At 37.8% G+C, this 22,847-nt stretch carries 15 protein-coding genes, 1 tRNA gene, 2 pseudogenes and 1 riboswitch; of the genes and pseudogenes, 8 read left to right on the plus strand and 10 right to left on the minus strand.

Annotated elements, in window-relative coordinates:
• Nucleotides 1-1,350, minus strand: a complete 1,350-nt coding sequence (locus E6H07_07170; GenBank protein ID TMI65684.1) for an APC family permease — start codon at nucleotides 1,348-1,350, stop codon at nucleotides 1-3.
• A 92-nt stretch (nucleotides 1,351-1,442) separates the two neighbouring features.
• Nucleotides 1,443-1,697, plus strand: a riboswitch (cobalamin riboswitch).
• A gap of 94 nt (nucleotides 1,698-1,791) precedes the next feature.
• Here E6H07_07170 and E6H07_07175 point away from each other — a divergent pair.
• The 5 genes and pseudogenes from E6H07_07175 (at nucleotide 1,792) to E6H07_07195 (ending at nucleotide 4,556) form a co-directional block, all read left to right on the plus strand.
• On the plus strand, nucleotides 1,792-3,750 hold the full coding sequence (locus E6H07_07175; protein TMI65685.1) for a TonB-dependent receptor: 1,959 nt from the start codon (nucleotides 1,792-1,794) through the stop codon (nucleotides 3,748-3,750).
• 46 nt (nucleotides 3,751-3,796) lie between these two features.
• Complete coding sequence (locus tag E6H07_07180) at nucleotides 3,797-4,006, plus strand: hypothetical protein (protein ID TMI65686.1); 210 nt, start codon at nucleotides 3,797-3,799, stop codon at nucleotides 4,004-4,006.
• A 30-nt stretch (nucleotides 4,007-4,036) separates the two neighbouring features.
• A pseudogene (locus E6H07_07185) lies at nucleotides 4,037-4,141 on the plus strand (MarC family protein).
• An 88-nt stretch (nucleotides 4,142-4,229) separates the two neighbouring features.
• Nucleotides 4,230-4,304: transfer RNA gene (locus E6H07_07190), tRNA-Arg, on the plus strand.
• Between the two features lie 10 nt (nucleotides 4,305-4,314).
• Nucleotides 4,315-4,556 (plus strand): annotated as a pseudogene (locus E6H07_07195) (GIY-YIG nuclease family protein).
• A gap of 404 nt (nucleotides 4,557-4,960) precedes the next feature.
• On the opposite strand, the gene E6H07_07200 reads toward E6H07_07195, so the two are convergent.
• The 4 genes from E6H07_07200 to E6H07_07215 form a co-directional block, all read right to left on the minus strand.
• The gene (locus E6H07_07200; protein ID TMI65687.1) at nucleotides 4,961-5,164 is read right to left on the minus strand and encodes a helix-turn-helix transcriptional regulator; all 204 of its coding nucleotides are present in this window, start codon (nucleotides 5,162-5,164) and stop codon (nucleotides 4,961-4,963) included.
• A gap of 2 nt (nucleotides 5,165-5,166) precedes the next feature.
• Nucleotides 5,167-5,715 (minus strand): DUF2975 domain-containing protein, encoded by a 549-nt coding sequence (locus E6H07_07205; GenBank protein ID TMI65688.1) that lies wholly within the window; start codon nucleotides 5,713-5,715, stop codon nucleotides 5,167-5,169.
• A gap of 201 nt (nucleotides 5,716-5,916) precedes the next feature.
• Nucleotides 5,917-7,626 carry an inorganic phosphate transporter gene (locus tag E6H07_07210; protein TMI65689.1) on the minus strand — a complete coding sequence of 570 codons (1,710 nt, stop codon included), beginning with the start codon at nucleotides 7,624-7,626 and terminating at the stop codon, nucleotides 5,917-5,919.
• 96 nt (nucleotides 7,627-7,722) lie between these two features.
• The gene (locus tag E6H07_07215) at nucleotides 7,723-8,370 is read right to left on the minus strand and encodes a DUF47 domain-containing protein (protein ID TMI65690.1); all 648 of its coding nucleotides are present in this window, start codon (nucleotides 8,368-8,370) and stop codon (nucleotides 7,723-7,725) included.
• Nucleotides 8,371-8,556: 186 nt separating this feature from the next.
• On the opposite strand from E6H07_07215, the gene E6H07_07220 reads away from it, so the two are divergent.
• The 3 genes from E6H07_07220 (at nucleotide 8,557) to E6H07_07230 (ending at nucleotide 14,211) form a co-directional block, all read left to right on the plus strand.
• The gene (locus tag E6H07_07220; GenBank protein TMI65691.1) at nucleotides 8,557-9,873 is read left to right on the plus strand and encodes a porin; all 1,317 of its coding nucleotides are present in this window, start codon (nucleotides 8,557-8,559) and stop codon (nucleotides 9,871-9,873) included.
• 74 nt (nucleotides 9,874-9,947) lie between these two features.
• Nucleotides 9,948-12,725: a TonB-dependent receptor gene (locus E6H07_07225; GenBank protein ID TMI65692.1), complete on the plus strand. Its 2,778-nt coding sequence runs from the start codon at nucleotides 9,948-9,950 to the stop codon at nucleotides 12,723-12,725.
• A 22-nt stretch (nucleotides 12,726-12,747) separates the two neighbouring features.
• Nucleotides 12,748-14,211, plus strand: coding sequence for a hypothetical protein (locus E6H07_07230; GenBank protein ID TMI65693.1), 1,464 nt, complete (start codon nucleotides 12,748-12,750; stop codon nucleotides 14,209-14,211).
• Between the two features lie 366 nt (nucleotides 14,212-14,577).
• Here the strand turns inward: E6H07_07230 and E6H07_07235 are convergent, their stop codons facing one another.
• The 5 genes from E6H07_07235 to E6H07_07255 form a co-directional block, all read right to left on the minus strand.
• Complete coding sequence (locus tag E6H07_07235; GenBank protein ID TMI65694.1) at nucleotides 14,578-14,820, minus strand: hypothetical protein; 243 nt, start codon at nucleotides 14,818-14,820, stop codon at nucleotides 14,578-14,580.
• 260 nt (nucleotides 14,821-15,080) lie between these two features.
• Nucleotides 15,081-18,002 carry a serine hydrolase gene (locus E6H07_07240; GenBank protein ID TMI65695.1) on the minus strand — a complete coding sequence of 974 codons (2,922 nt, stop codon included), beginning with the start codon at nucleotides 18,000-18,002 and terminating at the stop codon, nucleotides 15,081-15,083.
• Between the two features lie 76 nt (nucleotides 18,003-18,078).
• Complete coding sequence (locus tag E6H07_07245; protein TMI65696.1) at nucleotides 18,079-19,089, minus strand: drug/metabolite-transporting permease; 1,011 nt, start codon at nucleotides 19,087-19,089, stop codon at nucleotides 18,079-18,081.
• A gap of 87 nt (nucleotides 19,090-19,176) precedes the next feature.
• Complete coding sequence (gene purH, locus E6H07_07250; GenBank protein TMI65697.1) at nucleotides 19,177-20,688, minus strand: bifunctional phosphoribosylaminoimidazolecarboxamide formyltransferase/IMP cyclohydrolase; 1,512 nt, start codon at nucleotides 20,686-20,688, stop codon at nucleotides 19,177-19,179.
• 55 nt (nucleotides 20,689-20,743) lie between these two features.
• Nucleotides 20,744-22,834: a ComEC family competence protein gene (locus E6H07_07255; protein TMI65698.1), complete on the minus strand. Its 2,091-nt coding sequence runs from the start codon at nucleotides 22,832-22,834 to the stop codon at nucleotides 20,744-20,746.
• Between the last annotated feature and the right edge of the window lie 13 nt (nucleotides 22,835-22,847).

The following is a 22,847-nucleotide window of genomic DNA, read 5'->3' on the forward strand; positions in this document are numbered from 1 at the left end:
TTATGAATTATTGACAGATGATTTTTTTCTCCCGACGGTTAAAAAATACAATAATATAAAACCAGCGAGTACACAAGTGCCGGTCAATGCAATCATTGGGGTATTAAATATTATACTGATACAAACAAAGACATAAGCCGCAATAAATACCAATGGCAGTAAAGGGAATAGCTTCATTTTATAGATGCCAGTACCATCAAGATGCTTTGTTCTTTTACGTAACATAAAAATAGTAGCAGCAGAAGTGCACATTCCAAACGAATCAAGAAAAATAGAAAAGCTCAGGATCTTTTCAAATGTATCAGCAAAAAATAACACCACAACACAAATGGTGGCAAATACGGTAAGCGAAGTGATCAGCACTTCTTTTTTCTCGCTTTTCTTTTTCAGGAAACCGGGTAGCACACCATCCTCACTCATTGCAAACATTACCCGGGGATTGCTCATCATGGAGCCGTTTACATAAGCCAGTACCGAAAGGAATAATAACAATGAAAAAGCATTGGCACCATTTGGGCCAAACATTTTTCCAACTACTACCGAAGCGATCTCGCCGGTAGTTTTCATGTTTTCGAAACCTACAATTTTATAGTAGGCGATATTTACCGTTAAATACAAAAGAATAATAACCGTTATGCCAATAAAAATAGAGCGGGGAATATTCCTGCTTGCATCTTTTACTTCGTTCCCGAAATTGATCGTTTGCTGATAACCTCCGTAAGTGAATGATACAGCAATCAGGCAAATACCAAACGAAGTGATCCAATCTTTCCAACTTATGCTTTCATTGCTTACAGTAGTACCGGCATTACCATCATAGGCAGCAGGATAGAATAATGAAAAGATCAATAACAATATCATCCCGATTTTAATGATCATTAAAACGGTTTGTGTTTTAGCACTCATTCGCAGGCCTAACATGTTTATTCCATAAAAAATAAAAATTGCCGACATAGCAATTCCAACTTTTATCCAGTTAGCAGCTTCAGGTCCGATCAAAACTTTACTGATATAACCGGCACCGATCAAAGCAACTCCTGAAATAGAAGCAGCATTTGAAATAAGAATGCTACAGTTCAGCGCAAAAGCAATGGAAGGATGAAAGGCATAAGAAAATACTTTGTAATAACCGCCGGTTACAGGATACCGGGAACCAATTTCTGCATAAGTTAATGCACCGCATAAAGCAATGATGCCACCAATGATCCAGGCGCTGAAATAAATAGTAGGATTGATTGCCGCACCTGCAGCATCCTTTGCTGTCCGGAAAATTCCCATTCCGATCACCAACCCGATCACAATCATAGTAAAATCGAAAATCCCCAGCTGTTGTTTTTGTGGTTGGCTCATAGTAAAATTTAGTGCAGTAAGATAGAAGGATTTTTGTTAATAGCTTTTCCACGTTAAGAATATTTTGATTTTGCACTTTGAAATTTTCACATCACATTTGCCACCGGTTTGGTTCCCGGCTTAATAACCGGGATTAAAAGGGAAGTCAGTCAGAATCTGACGCTATCCCCGTAGCTGTAAGGCCCGTGAATGGGCAATTGTCAATTGTGAATGCAAACTCATAGAGTCTTATTCACCACTCACAATTCACCATTCACCATGTTGAATCTTCATACCACTGTTGAAAAACGGGAAGGTGTTCAACAACAAGCTAAGCCAGAAGACCTGCCAGATCAGATAACAACATTTAACGCTTTCGGGTGAAAGGCTGAAATGTAAAAGTCGAAGGACATTTATATTTCTTTTTATTTTCCGGAAGCAGTCACAAAAAAATCTTTTTAAATGAAAAGAAATTTTCTCTTTGTGGCTGCTGCATTTTTTGGCAGTCAGCTTACAGCGCAACAAGACACTACAGTAAAAGCAATGGATGAATTGGTGATCACCGCCAATAAGTATCCGAACAAAACATCTCTTACCGGCAAAGTATTAACCATTATTTCCCGTGAACAATTAGAAAGAAGCGGTGGTAAAGACCTGGCGCAGATCTTAACTGAACAGGCAGGTGTATATATCGGTGGCGCAAACAGCAACCCGGGAAAAGATAAAAGTATTTACCTGCGTGGAGCAAGAATTGATCATACATTAATTACGATCGATGGAGTGCCGGTTTATGATCCGAGTGGTATCGGTGGCAATTTTGATATTCGTAATCTTTCCGCTGCAAATATTGAAAGAATAGAAATACTCAAGGGTAGCCAGTCAACTTTATATGGAAGTGATGCCATTGCAGGTGTTATCAATATCATTACAAAGAAAGCAGGTAATAAAGCCATGAATGGAAATGCAATGCTTGGTTATGGAAGCTTTAATAGTTTTCGCGGCAGTGCTGGTATAAATGGACAAAAAGAAAAGTTTGATTATAACCTTAACTATAGCATTCATAAAACTGATGGTATTAATGAAAGCACAAGTAACAGCAGTAATGCAGATAAGGATGGTTACACGCAGCACAACATAATGGCTGGATTTGGTATTCAACCTTCTAAAAATATCAGGATACAACCTTATATACGATTCTCTAAGATCGATGGCGATCTTGACCAGGGTGCATTTGTTGATGAACTGGATTATACTTATAACCAGGAAAGTTTCCAGGCAGGTGTGAGAAATGAATTCAGTTTCGGGAAAACAAAGCTGAACATCCTGTATAATTATAATACTATAGACCGGGAATATATTGATGACAGTATAAAAAGCCAGAATGGATTTGATACTTACAGCCGTGGTATGTATAAGGGCAATGAACATTTTATTGATGCTTATGCTCATTTTTCTATCAATGATAAAATAAAGCTTACAACAGGAGTCGATTTCCGAAGTTCAGTTTCTGACCAGGAATATTTATCAATTGGATTCTATGGGCCTTATAAAACAAAATACAGCAGCGATAGTTTAAATCAAAACCAGTTAGGGTTATATGCAGCGATGAACTTCAACAGCAGTTGCGGTTTTAATATCGAACTGGGCAACCGGTTGAATATTCATTCTGAGTATGGTAGTTATGATGTGTTTAATATCAATCCATCTTATTTAATAAACAAACGATTTAAATTGTTTGCAAATTTTTCTTCAGCTTACAGAACTCCTTCTTTATACCAATTATTTTCTGAATATGGTAATAAAGACCTGGATCCTGAATCAGGATATACACTGGAGGGAGGCATGCAGTTTTTTTCCAACGATAAAAAATTCACCAGCCGTGCTGTAGCATTTAAAAGAGATGTGAAGGATGTTATCTTCTTTTATTATAACGCATCAACATTTCAATCGCAGTATATCAACCAGGATAAACAAAAAGATAATGGAATAGAGCTGGAAGCATCATACACTATTGCAAAAAATACAACTATAAAAGCTTTTTATACTTATGTAACCGGCGAGATCACTACCAAAAAGAGTTCCGGAAAAGACACCACTTTTTTTAACCTGTTGCGTCGTCCCAAAAACAGTTTTGGGGTTAATATCAGCAGCCAGGTAAATGAAAAACTTTTCGTAAGCAGTAATCTTTCGGCATTTGGAGAAAGAAGCGATCGATATTTTGATTCCAATACATTTCAAACGGTGAATGCAACATTAAAAAGTTATGCATTGTGGGATGTGTATGCCGAGTATGGTTTCTCAAAAAATAAAATAAAACTATTTGCTGATCTAAGAAACATACTGGATAGCAAATACACAGAGATCAGTGGTTTCAATACAACTGGTTTTGCAATTAATGGTGGAGTGAGACTTAATTTTTAATAACTGCCGGGAGAAGTATAATGCTTCTCCCGGGTATTTTTAGTTTATGCATGAACATAAATCCTGTCCAAGGTGCAAAAATAATTTTGAATGCAAGCCTGGAAATATTACCCAGTGCCAGTGTTACGGATTTAAAATAACTGATGAACTGCGTGTTTATATGGAGCAGCGCTATCATGATTGTCTTTGCAGAAATTGCCTCGAGTATCTTTCACATGAGCTCAACTTCTTTAAAGAGAAATATATTTTCAGATAGCTACATTTGCAGAAACCAGTGATTATGCCATTAGGTAAAGCAGGTTTATTAACAGTACGAAAATTTTTTGGTGTAATTTTGCTGACTATTGCCGTGAAAGTGTTTACAACTAATGCACCGGTATTAGTAAAGTAGTTTGGCCTCGTAGTACAATGCCCGCCCGGCTGACACCAGTCGGACGGGGATAGTACAAGGGTTTAAATCAAATCGGTTCTTATTAACCGGCCTCGTAGTACAATGGATAGTATAAGGGTTTCCGAAGCCCCAGATCCCAGTTCGATTCTGGGCGAGGCTACAAAAATTTAAGAATGTATTTTGCTTATGTTATTAAAAGCATTGAGCATGACTATTTGTATAAAGGGCATTGTCAGGATTTAGAAAAAAGAATTCATCAACATAACTCCGGAATGACTGAATCAATCAGGCCCTATATTCCTTTTAAACTTATTTATTGCGAGCAATTTGAGACTGAGAGAGAAGCGATTGAAAGAGAAAAATATTTTAATCTGCAGCTGGTAGAAGATTCCTAAAAATGAAATTGAACTCTTAGTACAATGCCCGCCCGGCTGACGCCAGTCGGACGGGGATAGTATAAGGGTTTCCGAAGCCCCAGATCCCAGTTCGATTCTGGGCGAGGCTACAAGTTTTAGTTCAATAGAGAATAAAATAGAACTTATATAAAGGAAAAGCATTCCGTAAATAACCTTGAGCCTGAACATTCCCGGAACTATTAACTGCTTTTATGTCAAACGGATTAATCAGGTAGTTGTTTTTCCATCCATATTCAATGGAGTTATTGTCATAGGGTGAATCTCCCGCATAATACTTTGCCGAAACAAATAATAATGCAGTTGAAATTATTATCCCTATCAATATGGAAGACTTGCTAACCATTTCTTTTATTCTTCATCTTATATAAGGTTATCATCATTTCCTGGTTTTGAACAGTACAGATCAATCAACGTATTCCAAAATATCTCCGGGTTGACAGTTCAATGCTTTACAAATTGCTTCGAGTGTACTAAAGCGAATGGCTTTTGCTTTACCCGTTTTTAAAATAGACAGGTTTGATAAAGTCAGCCCCACCTTTTCAGAAAGTTCGTTTAACGACATCTTTCTTTTAGCCATCATGACATCTAAGTTTACTATTAGTGGCATAGTTATACGGTTAATTCGTTTTCAGATTGGATTTCGATTCCTCTTTTAAAAATCTGTGCAACTATAAAAAGTGTAATACTCATAAAGAACCAGACATCAGCTCCGCCCAGGCGTAAATGTTCTGTATCGGGCATTTTCACACCTTGCTTAACTAACCACCCGGTATATTTAACTCCCCATGCCGTGAATAAACCTATTCCAAAAGTCAAACAGGATACTTTAATAATAAAAAGTCTCACTTCATTACTGAATGGCTGAGACAGGTTCAACTTTTTATCGTGCAAAATTTTTATGACCAGATAAAATATACATGCCTTAAGTACTCCTGTAATGCTTATCAGCAATGTTTCTGCAAAAAAATGTCCCCGGTCATATTCATAAAGGCCCGACAAATCATTTCCCTCCCAAAATGTTTTTGCATTAATTGGATTTATCACCAGCGTATAAAAAGCACTGAATATAGAACCACCAGCTTCAATGCATACGCCTATAAATATTATCCATGAAAGGATATACAGGACTCTTAAAACCTGTTTTGTTGTAATTGACATTTTAATTAAGTTTTAAAATTAGGACACAAACATAAATAAATATTTATTGATAAACAATAAATATTTTCCTTTTATAGGAAAATATTTTCCGATACCTTAATTTAAGAAAATAAGTGCTTGGATGTCAAGAAAGTAAATATTTATAAAAAAAGTCCCCAGGTATCTGAAGACTTTTTTTATAAATATTTTAGTTAGGCTGATCTATAAGAATAATCTTACAATATGATAAACACCTGCTGCTAACAATGCGCTAACGGGAATGGTAAGTATCCATGCCCAGATAAGATTAATAGTAACACCCCATCTTACTGCAGAAAGACGCTTAGTGGCGCCAACACCCATGATACTGCCTGTGATTGTATGTGTAGTTGAAACTGGTATTCCCATTTGCCCGGTAAAGAATAATGTGAATGCACCTGCTGTTTCTGCAGCCACACCTTCCAGTGGAGTTACTTTTGTAATTTTTGTTCCCATCGTTTTTATGATCTTCCAACCACCGCTCATCGTACCTAATCCGATTGACATATAACAGGCTACCGGTACCCATCCGGGTAAATGACTAAAATCCTGAATATTTCCGCTGGCGATGAGTGCGGCGCCGATAATACCCATTACTTTTTGTGCATCATTACCACCATGACCGATACTGAATGCTGCAGAACTGAACAACTGTAACTTTTTAAACATCTTGCCAATGCGATGGGCCGTTGGTTTTTTTATTTTTTCAGAATACAGGTAAACGAGGGAGAAGAATATAGCTGTAAAAACAATGCCCCAGGCTATCACTTTATTATCTGCTTTCAGAATATCGCCTTTAAAAGATTTTTCTATATTGAAACTGTTGACCTTCTTTTTTACCTCTTCAATATTCTGTGGTTGAATAGGATAAATGGCATTCATGATGATAAGGGCACTATCCAGGGAAACTTCTTTATCCAGGTATTGTTTTACCGGTCCCTTATATTTTTCAGTAAGTTCTTTTGCTTTATCGAATTCCTCTTTTTTCAATTTGTTCTCAACAGATACTGACTCAAGGATCAAATAATCATTCGCATTACGGATATCATCTTTCAGTTTACTTACTTCAATATCTTTCAGCCATCCTTCATCGTAAGATTTTTTTGCGATATACTCTGCTCCCAGTTTATCATAGTCTTCCAAAAGCGGTTTCATTTTATTGAAAATAACTGATGCCTTTTCCAGTTTACCTTTTGTAGAGTTGAGTTCAGCTGTTAAAGTACTGTCGCCCGGTTTCGCTTCCAGTTTGTCAGTAGCTGTTGTTATATCATGTTCGTATTTATCAATCTTTAAAAATTTCTCCGTGGTCTCCATCATTTTATTATTCTCAAACCGGTCGAATAATAAGAAGGTAATGGTGGTAGCCACTGCGATGATCACAATACGTAACCAGATATTACGCATAACTGTAACGATGGTGATAAAAATTGAAATAGCCATACCGATCAAAGGAGCAAGAAAAATGAAGAGCACCGTTTTGATGATGACATCACTTTCTACCACTTTTGCCCATGAAATACCGATACCTTTTATGCTGATAGCATGTGCAATTGCAGCCCCTGCAAAACCACCGATCAAAGTATGAGAAGATGAAGAAGGAATTCCATACCACCATGTCAGCAGGTTCCACATGATCGCTGCAATTAATCCCGATAAAATTACCGGCAGTGTAATGAATTCTTTTGCTACGGTTTTACTGATCGTGTTGGCAACTGCGTGGTCCTGGAAAATCCAGTAAGCAACAACATTAAATATGGCAGCCCATAACACAGCCTGGAAAGGGGTTAACACTTTCGTGGAAACAACAGTGGCGATGGAGTTGGCGGCATCATGAAAGCCATTGATATAGTCGAAAATTAAAGCAAGTATGATGATGACGATAACAAGAGTCATAAGCTTGATTTGCGGATTAGCAGATTTGCGGATATGTTGATTTGGTTATCATGAAGATCTATTCGCAAACCCACATATTGATTCATTCGCACAATTTTATGCGTATTTAATAATGATGGATTCGATCACATTTGCGGCATCCTCACATTTATCAGTGGCAATTTCCATTACCTGGTAGATCTCTCTTTTCTTGATCACTTCTTTTGCATCAGGTTCAGTTTCAAAAAGCCGCTCAATACTCATATCAAACAGGTCATCGGCCTGGTTTTCCAAGCTATTTATTTTTACCAGCGATTCAGTTACTGCTTTCATGTTTTTCATGCCCCGTAATTCTATAACAGCTTTTCTTACTTCCGCGGCACTTATTTGAATTACTTCCGCCAGTTTTTGAATACCCATATCATTGGTATTCACTTTATAGAAATTCATTTTTTTGGCTGAGGCATAAATATAATCAGCAATGTCATCCAGTGATGTGGCGAGATAGTGAATATCTTCACGGTCAAACGGGGTAATAAAATTGCGGCCCAGTTCGGTAAAAATATTGTGGGTGAGATTATCATTTTCATGTTCAAGGTCTTCTATCTGGCTTAGGATCGCTATTTTTTTGTCACCATCGGATTCGGCTACAAGATCCCTCAGTTTATCGCTCATAATGGAAACATTTGCCGCTACTTTTTCGAATAAGTCATAAAATATCTTATTCTTAGGCATGAAGATCGAGAGAATAGAATTGAGGGCCATATATAATCTATTTAGTTGGTTGCGAAGATACCGGGAGCTCTTTGCCCCGGTTGCTGAAGATACAGAGTTAATAATAATTTAATATAGAAGTAATAATTAGATAATGACGAGGTAACACAGGTTTCATATACATACTGCTTACTTTGCTGCCAGATTAATGAATCATTAATTCAATATTATTTAATAATGAAGCTAATATTAAGAGGTTTTATCATTTCGGTTATTTGTCTTCAGTCGATGAGTTCCAGCGGTCAACGCTATCTAACTGATATTGATTCTTCCTTTTTTATTAAAGATACCGTCAGGCCACTGATAAGAAGGTTTGAAAATATAATCATAGCTGGGTATATGCAGCCGCAATTCCAGGTAGCGGAGTCTGAGGGAGCCCCCTCATTTGCGGGTGGTGCTTTTTCTCCTTATTCTAAAAGCCGGTTTATGTTACGAAGGGCTCGGCTAAGAGTTGATTACCTCCTGAAGTCAAAGGAGAATTTCCCGAAAGCGTTATTCGTTTTTCAGATCGATGCTACTGAAAGGGGAGTAATTGTAAGGGATATGTATATACGACTGTTTGAAACCAAAAAGAATAACTTTTCTGTCACTACCGGTTTATTTGCCCGGCCATTTGGATATGAGGTAAACCTGAGTTCTTCCGTACGGGAAACACCCGAAAGAGGACGTATGTCACAAATACTGATGCCGAGTGAAAGAGATCTTGGCGTTATGATCTCATTTGAACCCCTGGACAAAAAGCACAAACTAAAACACGTTAAGCTTGATGGAGGGTTTTTCAATGGACAGGGCGTGGCAGGCACTACTGATTTTGATAATTACAAAGATTTCATAAGCCGTCTTTATATAAAGCCTTATATAATTAAAAGAACTGAGTTGAGCGGTGGAATTTCCTTCTTAAGGGGGGGCTGGCAAAACGGAACAAAATATGTTTATCACAGCGGTACTGCAGTTAATGGCGATAAAATTTTTGTTATTGACTCGTCATCGTCAAACCTGGGAAAGTCTGCCCCACGTCATTATTATGGAGGCGATATGCAATTTAAAATTCATAATAAGTGGGGAGATACGGAATTTAGGGCAGAACATTGGTTTGGAACGCAACCCGGAACGAGTACCAGTACTGCCAACCCAGGCACTTTACCAAATAATAATGGAGTACCATTACCGACCTATGTCCGTCATTTTAATGGCTCATTCTTTTATTTTCTTCAAAATATAGTTAATGCAAAACATCAACTGCTTTTTAAATACGACTGGTACGACCCTAATATCAAAGTAAGTGGCGAGGAAATCGGTAAACCGGGAACCAATCTCACGGCTGCTGATATAAAGTTTTCTACGTTTGGTTTTGGCTATGCTCATTATTTCAGCACGCAAATCAAAGTGATACTTTATTATGATATTGTAAATAATGAAATTACACAGCTTGCTGGTTATACTACCGACCTGGAAGACAACATCTTCACTTGCCGCCTGCAGTTCCGGTTCTGAGTTAACAATTCGGTAATACTGGCTTCACTTTGGCATAACCTTGTGGCAATTCCTTTGCAGCATAATTAACAGATATGCTGAGAAGATGTTTCCCCCTATTGATGAGTTTTCTTTTGGTCTCTTTTCTTTCGGTTTCTCAAACAGTAAAACTTTCAGGTAAAGTATTCGGAGAAAAAAACAATCCTATTTCAGGTGTTTCGATAAAAATTGTTGGAACAAATACAGGAGTCTCAACGAATGTTGACGGCAGGTTTAGTATAAGTATTATAGTTGGAAAAAAATATGAACTGGAATTTTCGAGTGTTGAATATGAAACAAAAATTATTGAAGTAGAAGCCCAAAACGGGCAAGTAGATGAGTTGAATGTAGTATTAACGGTTAAAACAAAAAGTGAAGAAGGGGTCGTTGTTTCTACAAAAGCGATCAGTGCAAGAAAGGAAACTGTAAATGCTGCTATAACTTTTCAAAAAAATACAAATACTGTTGCATCAGTTGTTTCTGCTGAAACCATCCGCAGATCACCCGATAGAAATGCAGGCGATGTTGTAAAACGTACAGCGGGTGCAAGCATACAGGAGGGTAAATTCATTATTGTAAGAGGGTTGGCCGATCGCTACAACCAGGCCATGCTGAATGGTATATTGCTTAGTAGCACCGAGCCTGATAGAAAGACATTTTCATTCGACCTGATCCCGGCACAAATGATCGATCATATTATTATCAATAAAGCGTTTGTTCCGGAATATCCCGGTGAATGGGCAGGCGGATTGATACAGGTAAATACAAAAGATATTCCTTCAAAGAGTTTTTTGAATGTTCAGATCGGTACGGGCTTTAATACACAAACTACCGGCAAAGATTTTTACAAGGATAAAGGTGGCAAATGGGATTGGCTCGGTATTGAAGATGGAACCCGTGCATTACCGTCAAGTTATACAACTAAATCAAATTTTGATACTACAAGCGCTGCAGGAAAAACGGCAATCGGGAAACAAATGCGCAACGCATGGTCACCCACACAGGCTACAGCGCCATTGAATTTTTCATTCCAGGTGGCTGGAGGTTTTACAACTAAACTATTCAAAAAACCATTCGGCGGTACAATTGGTATTATATATAGTAAAACAAACAGGTATCTCAAACTGGTTAACAGGTCAAATTCATTATCCGGAAATGTGTTTAGTGTAAACTATAACATTGCCGATGACCGTTACCAGCAAGATGTTTCAGCGGGTGCACTGGCAAGCCTTACGTACCAGTTTAATTCAAAGAATAAGATCTCATTGAAATCGATCATCAATGTAAACACACCCAATGCAGTTACGAAAAGACAGGGAATAGAGTATACAAGAGATGAGGATGTGAAAGGAACTGAGTTGAGTTTTAAAGAAAATATTTTTTTTACAAGTCAGCTAACCGGGGAGCATATTCTTGCACAACCCCTAAAATTTAAATGGTACGGTGCATTTAATATTTTGGATGGATATATTCCTGACCAGCGTCGTATTGTATATTCAAAGTCAACCAATACACAAAATCCTTATCGCCTTATTCTTTCCAATACACTTTCGCAACAAAGCGGCAGCCGTATTTATCAAAACCTGAGCGATTATATCTATACAGCCGGAGGCGATCTTACCTATGCGATCAATAAGAAGCATACGGTCAAAGGTGGCTATATGCTGCAGATAAAAGACAGGTTGTATGATGCAAAGCTGTTTGCCAATTACCTGAACACTGATAATGATGTGTTGAGACAATTGGCTCCTGATGTTGTTTTTGCCCCGGAAAATTTTGGAACCGGTACGGATAATATGGTTGGATTTGATGCCATTAAAGGAAAAAATTTCCGTTACCTCGCTAATACTATTTTAAATGCAGGCTTTTTGCAAATGGATAATGAATTGTCAAAATCAATTCGCATTGTGTGGGGCTTGCGTGTAGAAAGTTATGATCAATTAGTGGGTAGTGTAAAAGCTTATGATCCACGACATACACATACTCTTGTCACCGATTTTCTACCTGGCGTCAATGCAACTTTCAAACTGAATCCAAAAACGAATTTGCGTATTTCAGGTTCACAAACTGTGATACGTCCTGAGTTGCGTGAATTATCTTATCTGAATCTATACGACTTTGAATTAAATGCTTCTGTACAGGGCAATCCTTCACTGGAAAGAACAAAAGTTACAAATGCTGACATAAGATATGAGCTGTATCCAAGGGCGGGGGAAATGTTAACGGCCGGTGTCTTTTATAAACATTTTAATAAGCCTATTGAACAAATATTTAATGAAGGAAGCGGCGGCGCCAGCACTTTCAATTATCAAAATCCAGAGCAAGCAACTTCTTACGGGGCAGAAATAGAGTTTCGTAGAAAGCTTGATTTTGCACAAGTACTGAAAAATTTCACTTTTAACGCTAATGCTTCTTATATCTATAGCCGCATCCAGGATGCACGGTTTAATGTTGACAGGACTTTGCAGGGCCAGTCTCCTTATATGGTGAATGTTGGACTGATGTATGATCTGGAAAAACTGGGATTGAATTCAACACTTCTTTTTAACAGGATTGGTGAAAGAATTTACCTGGTTGGTGACCTGTCATCAGGCGCAGGTTCACCGGATATTTATGAAGCACCGCGTTCACTGCTCGATTTCCAGATCTCAAAAAAATTCATGAAGAATAAAGCTGAACTGCGGTTGAATATTTCAGATATACTGAATACAACACAGTATTTCTATCAGAATGCAGGGGGTAAAACAAGTTTTCAAAAAGATGAAGATGCTTATCGCTTTACCCGAAAATCCGGAACCACATTCGGCTTGATCTTTAATTACACATTATTATAAACGCTTTAAAATAAAAATAGAAATGAAAAAGAACATTCTTTACCTGGCAGGAATTGCAGCACTCATCAGTACAAGTTGCCGCAAAATAGAAATGGACGGAGAAAAGGAAATCATTATTGTAAATGGTGGTGGCAGCGGGTCTACCGGTCAAACTATTACACTGGAAGGCCGCATTAATGCAGACACACTATTAAAAAAACAAAATGTTTATATCCTGAAAGGACTTGTGTATATGGTAGGCAATCATACCATGACGGTTGAGCCGGGTACGACCGTGAAAGGATCTTTCAACGGTGCAGATGTAGCAGCGTTAATTATTGCACGTGGTTCAAAACTCATAGCGGCGGGTACAGCAACTGAGCCGATCATTTTTACATCAGCAGCGCCAAATCCACAATCGGGTGATTGGGGAGGGATCGTACTTTGTGGTAAAGCGCCTATCAATACAAGTTATAACGGTACAGCCGGACTCTACCAGGTAGAAGGCGGTGTTGATAATGCAAATGGTGATGGATTGGCTGGCTCTGGTGATGCTGTTGCACCGGCGCCTGTTAGTAATGATAACTCAGGAACCTTGCAATATGTACGTATTGAATATGCAGGCTATGCTTATCAACCTGATAAAGAAGTGAACAGTTTAACAATGGCGGCTGTAGGAAGCGGTACAACGATCGACCATGTGCAGGTGGTATATGCGAAAGATGATGCATACGAATGGTTCGGTGGTACTGTAAATTGTAAATACCTGATCGCTTTAAAAACACAGGACGATGATTTTGATACAGACAATGGCTTTAGCGGAAAAATTCAATTTGGTTTGATCCTCCGTGATTCAGTGATCGCAGATATTTCAAATTCTGAAGCATTTGAAAGTGATAATAATGCGAGTGGCACTACTGCTGCTCCCAAAACAACTGCCATATTCAGCAATATAACGGCTATCGGGCCAAAGGCTACTTTAAATAATATTGGCAGCTCATTATTCCGGGGTGCTACACATATCAGGAGGAATACAGGCATTTCAATTTTCAATTCTATTATTATGGGCTGGCCAAGAGGTATTGAAATAGATGCGACTACCGGTACATCAACTGCATTAAATATTGAAGACAGCACGATTCGCCTGAGAAATATAACATTGGCAGGAAATACAGTTAACACAAGATTTTCTGGAACAGCCGGTATTACTATTACCAATGATGCTGCATTTACAAGCTGGTTTACCAACTCTTATTATAATAACGATCTCCTCACCAATACATCGGATGCAAAATTGATTCAGCCGTTTAATTATACTGCACCTGACCCAACACCATTTGCAGGTGCTAATGGGAACCAAAAGATACTTACCGGCGGTTCATTTACAGATCCAAAGTTTACCGGTGATACTTTCTTTGATCAGACTGCTACTTTCCGCGGCGCTGTTGCGCCTGCAGGTATACTGGCTACCTGGTGGAAAGGATGGACGAAGTTTAACTATGAATAAAGATCACAACCTTTGACCATTTCAGCCGGGATATATTTATCCCGGCTTTTTTGTGTCTCTTTTTTTGATTATTAATATAACTGTAACCCTGGAGTAAGAATGAATTAACAAGAGTGAAGCATTTTGCATCCAGTTCTTACAGCTTTCACTTTACCGTCTACATTATTGGGTTAATGTAATTTTTAGGAATTACTTTCAAAGCAAGCCGTGGCAATTCTCAGCCGCGGTTTTTTTATCCCTATACAAATTGTTTCAGTAAATAAAGGTTTGCTGAAAATGTCGATAGAAGTAAAAAGGGTTAAAAAAACAAAAAAGTTAAGCAGCCAATTCTGCTTAACTTTTAATATCATTTCTAATAACTATAGGTTATTGAGCAATTACAGGCTCAGCTATATTTTCTTGTGCAGATGCAGCCTCTTTGTTTTTTAATTTTTCACTCTTAGCCGTTGCTTTTATTATATCATCTGCAAACATGCGGCTGACCTTTTTAAGTTTTGATTTAAATCTTTTCTCTTTGAAGTTATTTCTATACTCTTCCATAACTCCGGAAAGCTTTGCAAAAACTATTTGACGTGTTTCCTTTTTCTTTTGTTTATCTACTTTTCCCATGATTTTATATTTTTTATTAATTCGAATTTAAAATTAAATTAATATTGGCAATGTTAAGTTTTTTCTGAAAGCCACTCAAACTATCAGTAATACTCTGAAAATCAATTGAATATAATTTTTCTGTAAATGGAGCCCACGTAAAAACCCATTGATATCTGTGCTGCTGTTGCACATGGGCTGGTATTTTAGTTTGCCAGTGCTTAAGGCAAATGCTGTAATTTAATCATGATGAGTTTTTGGATTCCGGGGTAGTCGACTTTCTAATTTTGGTTTTGACTTATTGCTTTATAAAAGGCATCCTGGATCTTCCCCCTGATCAGCATTTGTGAAATTTTATTATTGGCCCTTGTCGGATTTACACGATTACTCAGAAAAACATAAACAAGATTTACTTTTGGATCTACCCACACACAAGTTCCTGTAAAACCGGTATGACCAAATGTTTCCAGTGATGCCAATGCAGATGGATAAGGATCTTTTCTTGTAGCATTATCCTTCTCTGGTTTATCAAAACCAAAACCACGCCGGCTGTTTTCACTATGATAAGCTGTAAAATATTTTATGGTTTCCGGATTTAATAATCGTGTCCCATTGATCTCACCACCATTTAGTAGCATTTGATAAAGCATAGCAAGATCATATGCTGATGAAAATAACCCTGCATGGCCGGCTACACCGCCAAACATACTGGCGCCTTCATCATGTACATATCCCTGTATCAGTTGTTGCCTGAAATGTTTTTCCAGTTCTGTTGGAACAACTCTGTTCACAGCAAAACGGGTAAGTGGTTTAAATCCAGTTGTGTTTAATCCGAGTTTACTGTAAAAAGTTTTGCTTACATATTCGTCTAATGTCATGCCGCTAAGTTGTTCAACAATTTTTCCCAGGAAAATAAAATCGTTATCACTGTAAACATATTTTCCATTCGGGCCTAAAGGACTTTTTAAAATGCGGCTGAATATTGTATCGCTCCAGTCCTTGCGCAGGTAAAGATTTTTTGCAACCGGGATCGAAAATTGGGATGATGCAGTCGAAGAATAAATTGCCGGATTAGGAATACCTGTTGTTGTGTCAATTGTTTCTCTGTAAAACGGAATGAATGGTACAAGTCCTGCCTGGTGTAACAGTATTTCCTCTAGTTGTAAATTTTCTTTATCGGTTCCCTTCACCCAGGGCAGGTAATCACCTAATTTCTTTTTTAAATCGAGTTTACCCTGCTCATACAATTTCATTACAGAAATAGTAGTGGCGGAAACTTTTGTAACTGAGGCAAGGTCATAAATATTTTCCAGCGAAACCGGCGAACCATTTTCAAACTGTGTATTGCCAAATGCTTTATCATAAATGATCTCGCCATCTTTTATTGCCAATACTACACAACCCGGAAAAGCTTTTTGTGCAATAGCATCGTTCACGATCGAATCAACAGTATAAAACTTATCAGGAGTTGTTGCTGTCGATTTTTTTTCGGGCCCAGGTATATCAATTCCAAAACCAGCAGCAAAACTGCAAACTCTTACTGGTAATTTACCGGTAGCACCTGTTCTTCCTTCAACAAGATCAGCGGCGGCTTCCTGCGAAATATTATCATCCTGGTGAGCAGCAACTAAAGTGTAAGCATCACAATAATTTTGTGTTGCGAGTACGTTTCCAAAAACAACTGTAACTGTTTTTATGAGATTCAATTTGCGCCAAAGAGCAAAAGAGGCTTTTGTGATCCCATAATTGTTTGCAGGCCGGTTGCTGAAATCATGAATGCCCACTACTACAGCATCATATTTATTTTTTTCTATAGTTTCAAACATCTCCTCTGCTTTATCATCACCGTCCTTCCAGGAATAAAGAAATACATCTGCATTCAGATCGTCTTTCATTCGTTGACCAAAAGGATTGAGTTGTGCAGCTCCGATTCCCACATAAGCAACCTTCATATTGGAATGCAACGGTATTTCTGCATAATCAGTACCTGATGCTTTCGTGCCAGCTTGAGAAAGAACAGTCATTGTCTCTTTTGCTATTTTATAACGGATAGCATTTGTTTTGCTGTTCAAGTCATCTGTAAGATTATTCAGGATTACTTTCTGCTCCTTGTTCATGCCGAGGTTATATTTCGCCAGCAACACTCTTTTTGTTTTTACATATATATCTTCCCATGTCAATCTTTTTTCGGTGATCGCTTTTTTTATTTCTGTTATTGCCATACCTACATCTTCAGGCAGGCAAAGCATATCATTTCCTGCGATCACGGCTTCAACTGCAATAGTACCACCGGGAAAATATTTTGCCACACCCTTCATCTCCAATGCATCGGTGAAAGTGAGGCCGGCAAATTTTAATTCGTTGCGCAGTAAACCCGTTACATTATTTTTTGAAATAGAAGTAGCTACATTTTTTGTATTATCGATGGATGGAATTGAAAGATGCGCCACCATTACACTGCCTACTCCTGCATTAAAGATCTCTTTGAAAGGGTACAGTTCTAATGAATCTAACTGTTCGCGGCTTTTATTTATCACTGGCAGATCAGCATGTGAATCTACTTCTGTATCCCCATGACCGGGAAAATGTTTGGCACAAGCCATGATGCCTGCATCCTGCATACCTTTCATGTAAGCAATGCCAAGTTTTGCTACTTTATATTTATCCTCGCCAAAAGAACGATAACCAATAACAGGATTATTCGGGTTATTATTTACATCCATAACAGGGGCATAGTTCACATGCACACCTAAGCGTTTATGTTGCTCACCCACTGCTTTACCCATTTCATATACCAATGCTTCATTACTCATGGCGCCGAGTGTAAGCTGGTAAGGAAATTTTATCACACTATCCAACCTCATACCAAGCCCCCATTCACCATCGATAGTCATCATCAATGGTGTTTTAGCAATGCTTTGATAGTAATTCGTAAGATTCGCCTGTCTTACAGGTCCACCCTGGAAAAAACATAAAGCCCCGATATTATATTTAGTTATATCACTTACCACTTTTGCTACATGATCTGCTCCTAAGTTAGAATGTGCACGGACAACCATGAGCTGTGCAATTTTTTCATCATTATTTAATGAGTTAAAAACACTATCCACCCATTTGTCAGCGGATAGTTTACTGTTATATTGAGAAAATAAATTGCAGGCAAAGCAAATCATAATCAGGGCCGAAACAGAGATCTTTTTCATGTGGGAATTTTGATGCTACAAATTAACCGAAAAAAGGGAAAGAAGAATTGTAAAAAAGGATGTCTGGTTAATGTGGTTACACACCTTCTGTTTCTGGCTGTTCTGCAGCCGTAATTTTAAATGCTTTATTGACAAGATAAACACCCAATAAAGTAACAATACCGCCGATAGTAAGATAGATAGTGATCTTTTCATTAAAAACAATAGAACCAAGTATTACCGCTACAATCGGATTGATATAAGCATAAATAGAAGCCTGCTCAGTTGGCAGATTTTGTAATGCATAGAGATAACAAATAAATGCTATCAATGAGCCAAAAACAACCAGGTAGCCAATAGCTGCCCATGATTGCCATGGAATTTCTGTTAATGGAATAGCCCTGCCCGTAACCGAAGAAAAAGAATACAATGTAATACCTCCAATCACCATTTGCAAACCAAGACCAAAGTAAGGATTGAAATTAACTGCTTGTTTTTTTGTGTACAAGGTTGCAATGGCCCATGTCCATGTTGCAATGACTGATAATATTATACCCCAACGGAATTGCGTATCAAGAAATTCATTCAGGTGATCATAAAAAATTATACATACACCTCCAAAGCCCAGCAACAAACCCGTAATTGCCATTACAGGAATTTTTGATTTGGAAGAAAATAAACCAATCACCACTATCCACAATGGGAAGATAGCACCAATGATAGCGCCAAGACCCGCAGAAATTTTATATTGCAATGCAAGTGTACTGAGCCCGTTGCTCATAATGAAATTCAAAAAACATAATACAAGGATAGGAATCCATTCTTTTCCTTTTGGCAACGAAACTTTTTTGTAAAGAAAAAAACAAACATAAAAGAAGCCTCCCAAAAATTGGCGGATACCGGCCATCTGCAATGCATCGGGTATATGTTTTACTCCTTCTTTACTTGCAAGCCATGTAGTACCCCAAAGAAAACATACGAGTGCCAATGCAAAAATGGCTTTTGCCCTTGTACCTTTTTTGCGAATGGTCAAAGGGTTGAACGCCGACAAACTTTTTAAAGCATCAGCGGAATCTGATAAGGTTTTATTGAAATCGAATAAGGGCATGAATGTTTCAGAATTCGTGAATCGTGAATGGTGAATTGTGAATCCAAAGTCTGGTAAATTCACCATTCACAATTGCCCATTGACGATCTAATGTTTAAAATGTCTCATTCCCGTAATCACCATGGCCAGTTTATGTTCTACACAATATTCAATCGAATCTTTATCACGGATAGAACCACCAGGCTGAATAAATGATGTAATGCCTGCTTCATGTCCCAGTTTCACGCAATCATTAAACGGAAAAAATGCATCGCTGGCCATTACAGCACCATTCAAATCGAAATTAAACTGTTTTGCTTTTTCAACAGCCTGTCTTAATGAATCGATGCGACTTGTTTGGCCGCAACCTTTTCCAACAAGCTGCTTGTTCTTTATTAATGCAATAGCATTACTCTTTAAATGCTTGCAGACAATGTTTGCAAATTTTAAATCATCTTTTTCTATAGCTGATGTTTCTCTTCCGCCAGCTTCCTTCCATTCTGTATAATTGCCTTCATCAATATTTTGTATTAAAACCCCATTAAGCAATGAACGGAACATTTCAGAATTTTTACTTTTCCCTTCCGACTTATGTTTCAAGAGTATCCTGTTCTTCTTCGATCTCAGTACAGCTAAAGCATCTTCGTCATAAGCCGGTGCTATCAGTACTTCAAAAAATATTTCGTTGATGGCATCAGCTGTTGCTTTGTCAACTGTACCGTTGCAAACCAGTACTCCACCAAAAGCTGATTCAGGGTCACCAGCTAATGCAGCATCCCAGCTTTCTTTTATTGTTGAACGTTGTGCAACGCCGCATACATTAGTGTGTTTAATGATGGCAAATGTGGTATCCGAAAATTCATTTATCAATTGTACGGCAGCATCTACATCAACAAGATTATTATAACTTAATTCTTTACCATTCAATTGTTCAAATATTTCATCCAGGTTACCGAAGAACACAGCTTTCTGATGAGGGTTTTCACCATATCGCATTGATTTTTCTTCCTTATTAAATGGTGTAGTAACTGAAAGCTGGTGAAAATAATTCGAGATAGCAGTATCGTAAGCTGTACATACATCAAATGCTTTGATAGCGAACATTCGCCTTTGTTCTAATGATGTTTCTCCTTTTTGTTCGCTTAAAACTTTTTCCAGTAAAGCATAATCAGCTTTGTTGGCAACTACAGCCACATCTTTATGATTTTTTGCTGCGCCACGTATCATCGATGGTCCGCCGATATCTATTTTTTCAATAATTGCTTTTTCATCTGTAGTAGAAGCAACAGTTTCTTCAAAAGGATAGAGGTCAACGATCACCAAATCAATTTCCGGAATATTGTATTGTTTCATTTCCGTCATATGTGTTTCATCATCTCTTTTTCCGAGGATGCCACCAAACACTGAAGGATGTAATGTCTTTACCCGACCACCAAGAATGGATGGATAGGATGTCAGGTTTTCAACCGGAACTACTTTTACTCCCAGCTTTTCAATAAATGTTTGTGTGCCGCCGGTAGAGTAAATCGTTACACCGAGTTCTGACAGCAATTTTACAATGGGCTCAAGGCCATCTTTGTAAAAAACAGAGATGAGGGCAGACTGAATTCTTTTGTTCATAGTAACTAAAAATTAAAGGCAGGCAATCGCTAAAAGAAGGCGCAAATGTAAGCTATCATAGGTTCATCACAAAAGCCCCTTTTTCACTTACATCATGAAAGGAAATATGCAGGGAATCACAATCTTTTTTCCAGTAGTTTATTTTCCAGGCAGGGCAGGAGCCATCAAACACCACCTGTTTAATAGTAAATGTTTTAATAAGTTTAGTAAAATAGAGTTTAGGATTACCAGAAATAAGTAAAAGATCAACCGGGATTTTATTTTCCGAAGAAATGAAACCGGTTGTTTTGTTTATTCGCAGAATTTTCTTGTCCTTATAAATTAATGTATTGCCCTGTTCACTGAAATTTTCTAAATCGGCTGCTGTCTCAATACGATTCAACACTCTTGAAGGTTTGATATGAAAATTCCTGACAAAATCATCTGTCAGCAGATCTGAATCGCCAACAAATAAATATTTTCTGCCATCAATAAAATCAATGGCTTGTTTTTGAGGAACATTATATACGATGATCTGTTCACGATTATTGGCCTGTATAAATGAAGTTGACCGTAATACAACAAAGCAAATTAAAGCGATAAGCCCATACTTCAATCCTGTTTTGGATTTTTCCATTAACCAAAAACCAAGACCTGAAGCTGCTGCTAGCAGTAAAGCAGCCTGCGGAATAGAGATCTGCAAACCATCCCATAAAGAATATGGCAACAACTCAATTCTCTCTACATAGGTATTCATAGCCCAGAGCATCCAATAAAGAATTTTACCAACAAACAATGCGACAGTTGGAATGAACGAGACTACACATAAAAGTATTTCACCAAGTAGGATCAAACTTGATAATGGCACCGCAACAAAATTGGTAAATATAAAAGAGAGAGGAAACTGGTGAAAATGATAAATGCTTACAGGCACAGTAAGTATTTGTGCTGCCAGTGTTACTGCATTCAGTTTCCAGATAAAATCCAATGCTTTATTTTTTACATAAAACCAATTGTAGATAGGTTTCATGAAAATAACGATACTTAAGACGGCGATATAAGAAAGCTGAAAGCCAACATCCCAAAGCCAGTAAGGATTAATAAAGAGCAACAGGAATGCAGAAAAAGCCAGTGTATTGTAGATGGAAGATTTTCTCGTCCATGTTTCTCCCAATACAATACAGGTAAACATAACTGCTGAACGTATTACGGATGGTTGCATACCTGCGAGCAAACTGAAAAGCCAAAGTCCTGCTATGATCAAAACTGGTCTTAACCACCTAGTGTTTCTTCTTTTCTGCAAGGGCCAGAATAATTTCAGTAACAACCAATAGATCAAGCCGAGATGTAATCCTGAAATAGCGATCACATGTACCACACCGGTATTGGAATAAGATTGTACCAATGTTTTATCGAGGTCATCTTTATAACCGATCAACAATGCTTCAGCTAAGCCCAGCTCTTTTTCACCTTTAATATTTGCTCGCAGTATATTCAATATTTTTTCACGGGTGGAAAAAATGAATTCCTTAAAACGGGTTTTGTTTTCACCCGGCAGTAGAACAAAATCATTTTCTTTTAAATAAGCCTGGTGTGTGATCCCCTGGAATAAGGAATAGCGTTTATAATCAAAGCCACCCGGATTACCAGCGTTTTTGATCTCCTGTAATGATTTTTTTAAAATGAATTGGGAACCATAGTTAAGTTTATTTGCTGCACTATCTTTTTTAAAATAAATAATGAGTGAACCGCTTGTTTTAATACTGGTGTCATCATTCAGAATAAAATCAACTGATGCATTGGCTTTATAGGATTTGGTTTTTTCAACCGGGTTTTCCTGTAACGTGAGAACCAGTGCAACCCGGTTGCTGTAATAGCGGCCAAACCAGTTTTCATCATGCCGGATATCTTTATACCATGCAAGCAATCCGCCAACTGAAATAAATAAAACTGTTATAGCCAACCCGCTTATTGCTGAAAGTTTATAACGTTGGAAAAACGGAAGAAGAAAGAAACTGGTCAGGATTGTTAAACTAATTCCGCATACGATCCATAAAACAATTAACTGAATTTGTAAATGCCATTGCAGAACGATACCTGTCATCAGCGGAATGAGAAATCTTATAAATGGTGCATTTTTCCAAATATGAATGACGGGGGCAGACATCTACAAAAGGTAA

It is taken from the genome of Bacteroidota bacterium, from assembly GCA_005882315.1.
Classification (GTDB): Bacteria; Bacteroidota; Bacteroidia; order Chitinophagales; family Chitinophagaceae; genus VBAR01.

What these genes read in the sequence shown, in the direction of transcription:
- E6H07_07230 (TMI65693.1), top strand. Translation starts at nt 12,748, where the DNA reads ATGAAAAAGAACATTCTTTACCTGGCAGGAATTGCAGCACTCATCAGT.
- E6H07_07205 (TMI65688.1), bottom strand. Translation starts at nt 5,715, where the DNA reads ATGTCAATTACAACAAAACAGGTTTTAAGAGTCCTGTATATCCTTTCA.
- E6H07_07220 (TMI65691.1), top strand. Translation starts at nt 8,557, where the DNA reads ATGAAGCTAATATTAAGAGGTTTTATCATTTCGGTTATTTGTCTTCAG.
- E6H07_07210 (TMI65689.1), bottom strand. Translation starts at nt 7,626, where the DNA reads ATGACTCTTGTTATCGTCATCATCATACTTGCTTTAATTTTCGACTAT.
- E6H07_07200 (TMI65687.1), bottom strand. Translation starts at nt 5,164, where the DNA reads ATGCCACTAATAGTAAACTTAGATGTCATGATGGCTAAAAGAAAGATG.
- E6H07_07235 (TMI65694.1), bottom strand. Translation starts at nt 14,820, where the DNA reads ATGGGAAAAGTAGATAAACAAAAGAAAAAGGAAACACGTCAAATAGTT.
- E6H07_07245 (TMI65696.1), bottom strand. Translation starts at nt 19,089, where the DNA reads ATGCCCTTATTCGATTTCAATAAAACCTTATCAGATTCCGCTGATGCT.
- E6H07_07180 (TMI65686.1), top strand. Translation starts at nt 3,797, where the DNA reads ATGCATGAACATAAATCCTGTCCAAGGTGCAAAAATAATTTTGAATGC.
- E6H07_07175 (TMI65685.1), top strand. Translation starts at nt 1,792, where the DNA reads ATGAAAAGAAATTTTCTCTTTGTGGCTGCTGCATTTTTTGGCAGTCAG.
- E6H07_07215 (TMI65690.1), bottom strand. Translation starts at nt 8,370, where the DNA reads ATGGCCCTCAATTCTATTCTCTCGATCTTCATGCCTAAGAATAAGATA.
- E6H07_07170 (TMI65684.1), bottom strand. Translation starts at nt 1,350, where the DNA reads ATGAGCCAACCACAAAAACAACAGCTGGGGATTTTCGATTTTACTATG.
- E6H07_07240 (TMI65695.1), bottom strand. Translation starts at nt 18,002, where the DNA reads ATGAAAAAGATCTCTGTTTCGGCCCTGATTATGATTTGCTTTGCCTGC.
- E6H07_07255 (TMI65698.1), bottom strand. Translation starts at nt 22,834, where the DNA reads ATGTCTGCCCCCGTCATTCATATTTGGAAAAATGCACCATTTATAAGA.
- purH (TMI65697.1), bottom strand. Translation starts at nt 20,688, where the DNA reads ATGAACAAAAGAATTCAGTCTGCCCTCATCTCTGTTTTTTACAAAGAT.
- E6H07_07225 (TMI65692.1), top strand. Translation starts at nt 9,948, where the DNA reads ATGCTGAGAAGATGTTTCCCCCTATTGATGAGTTTTCTTTTGGTCTCT.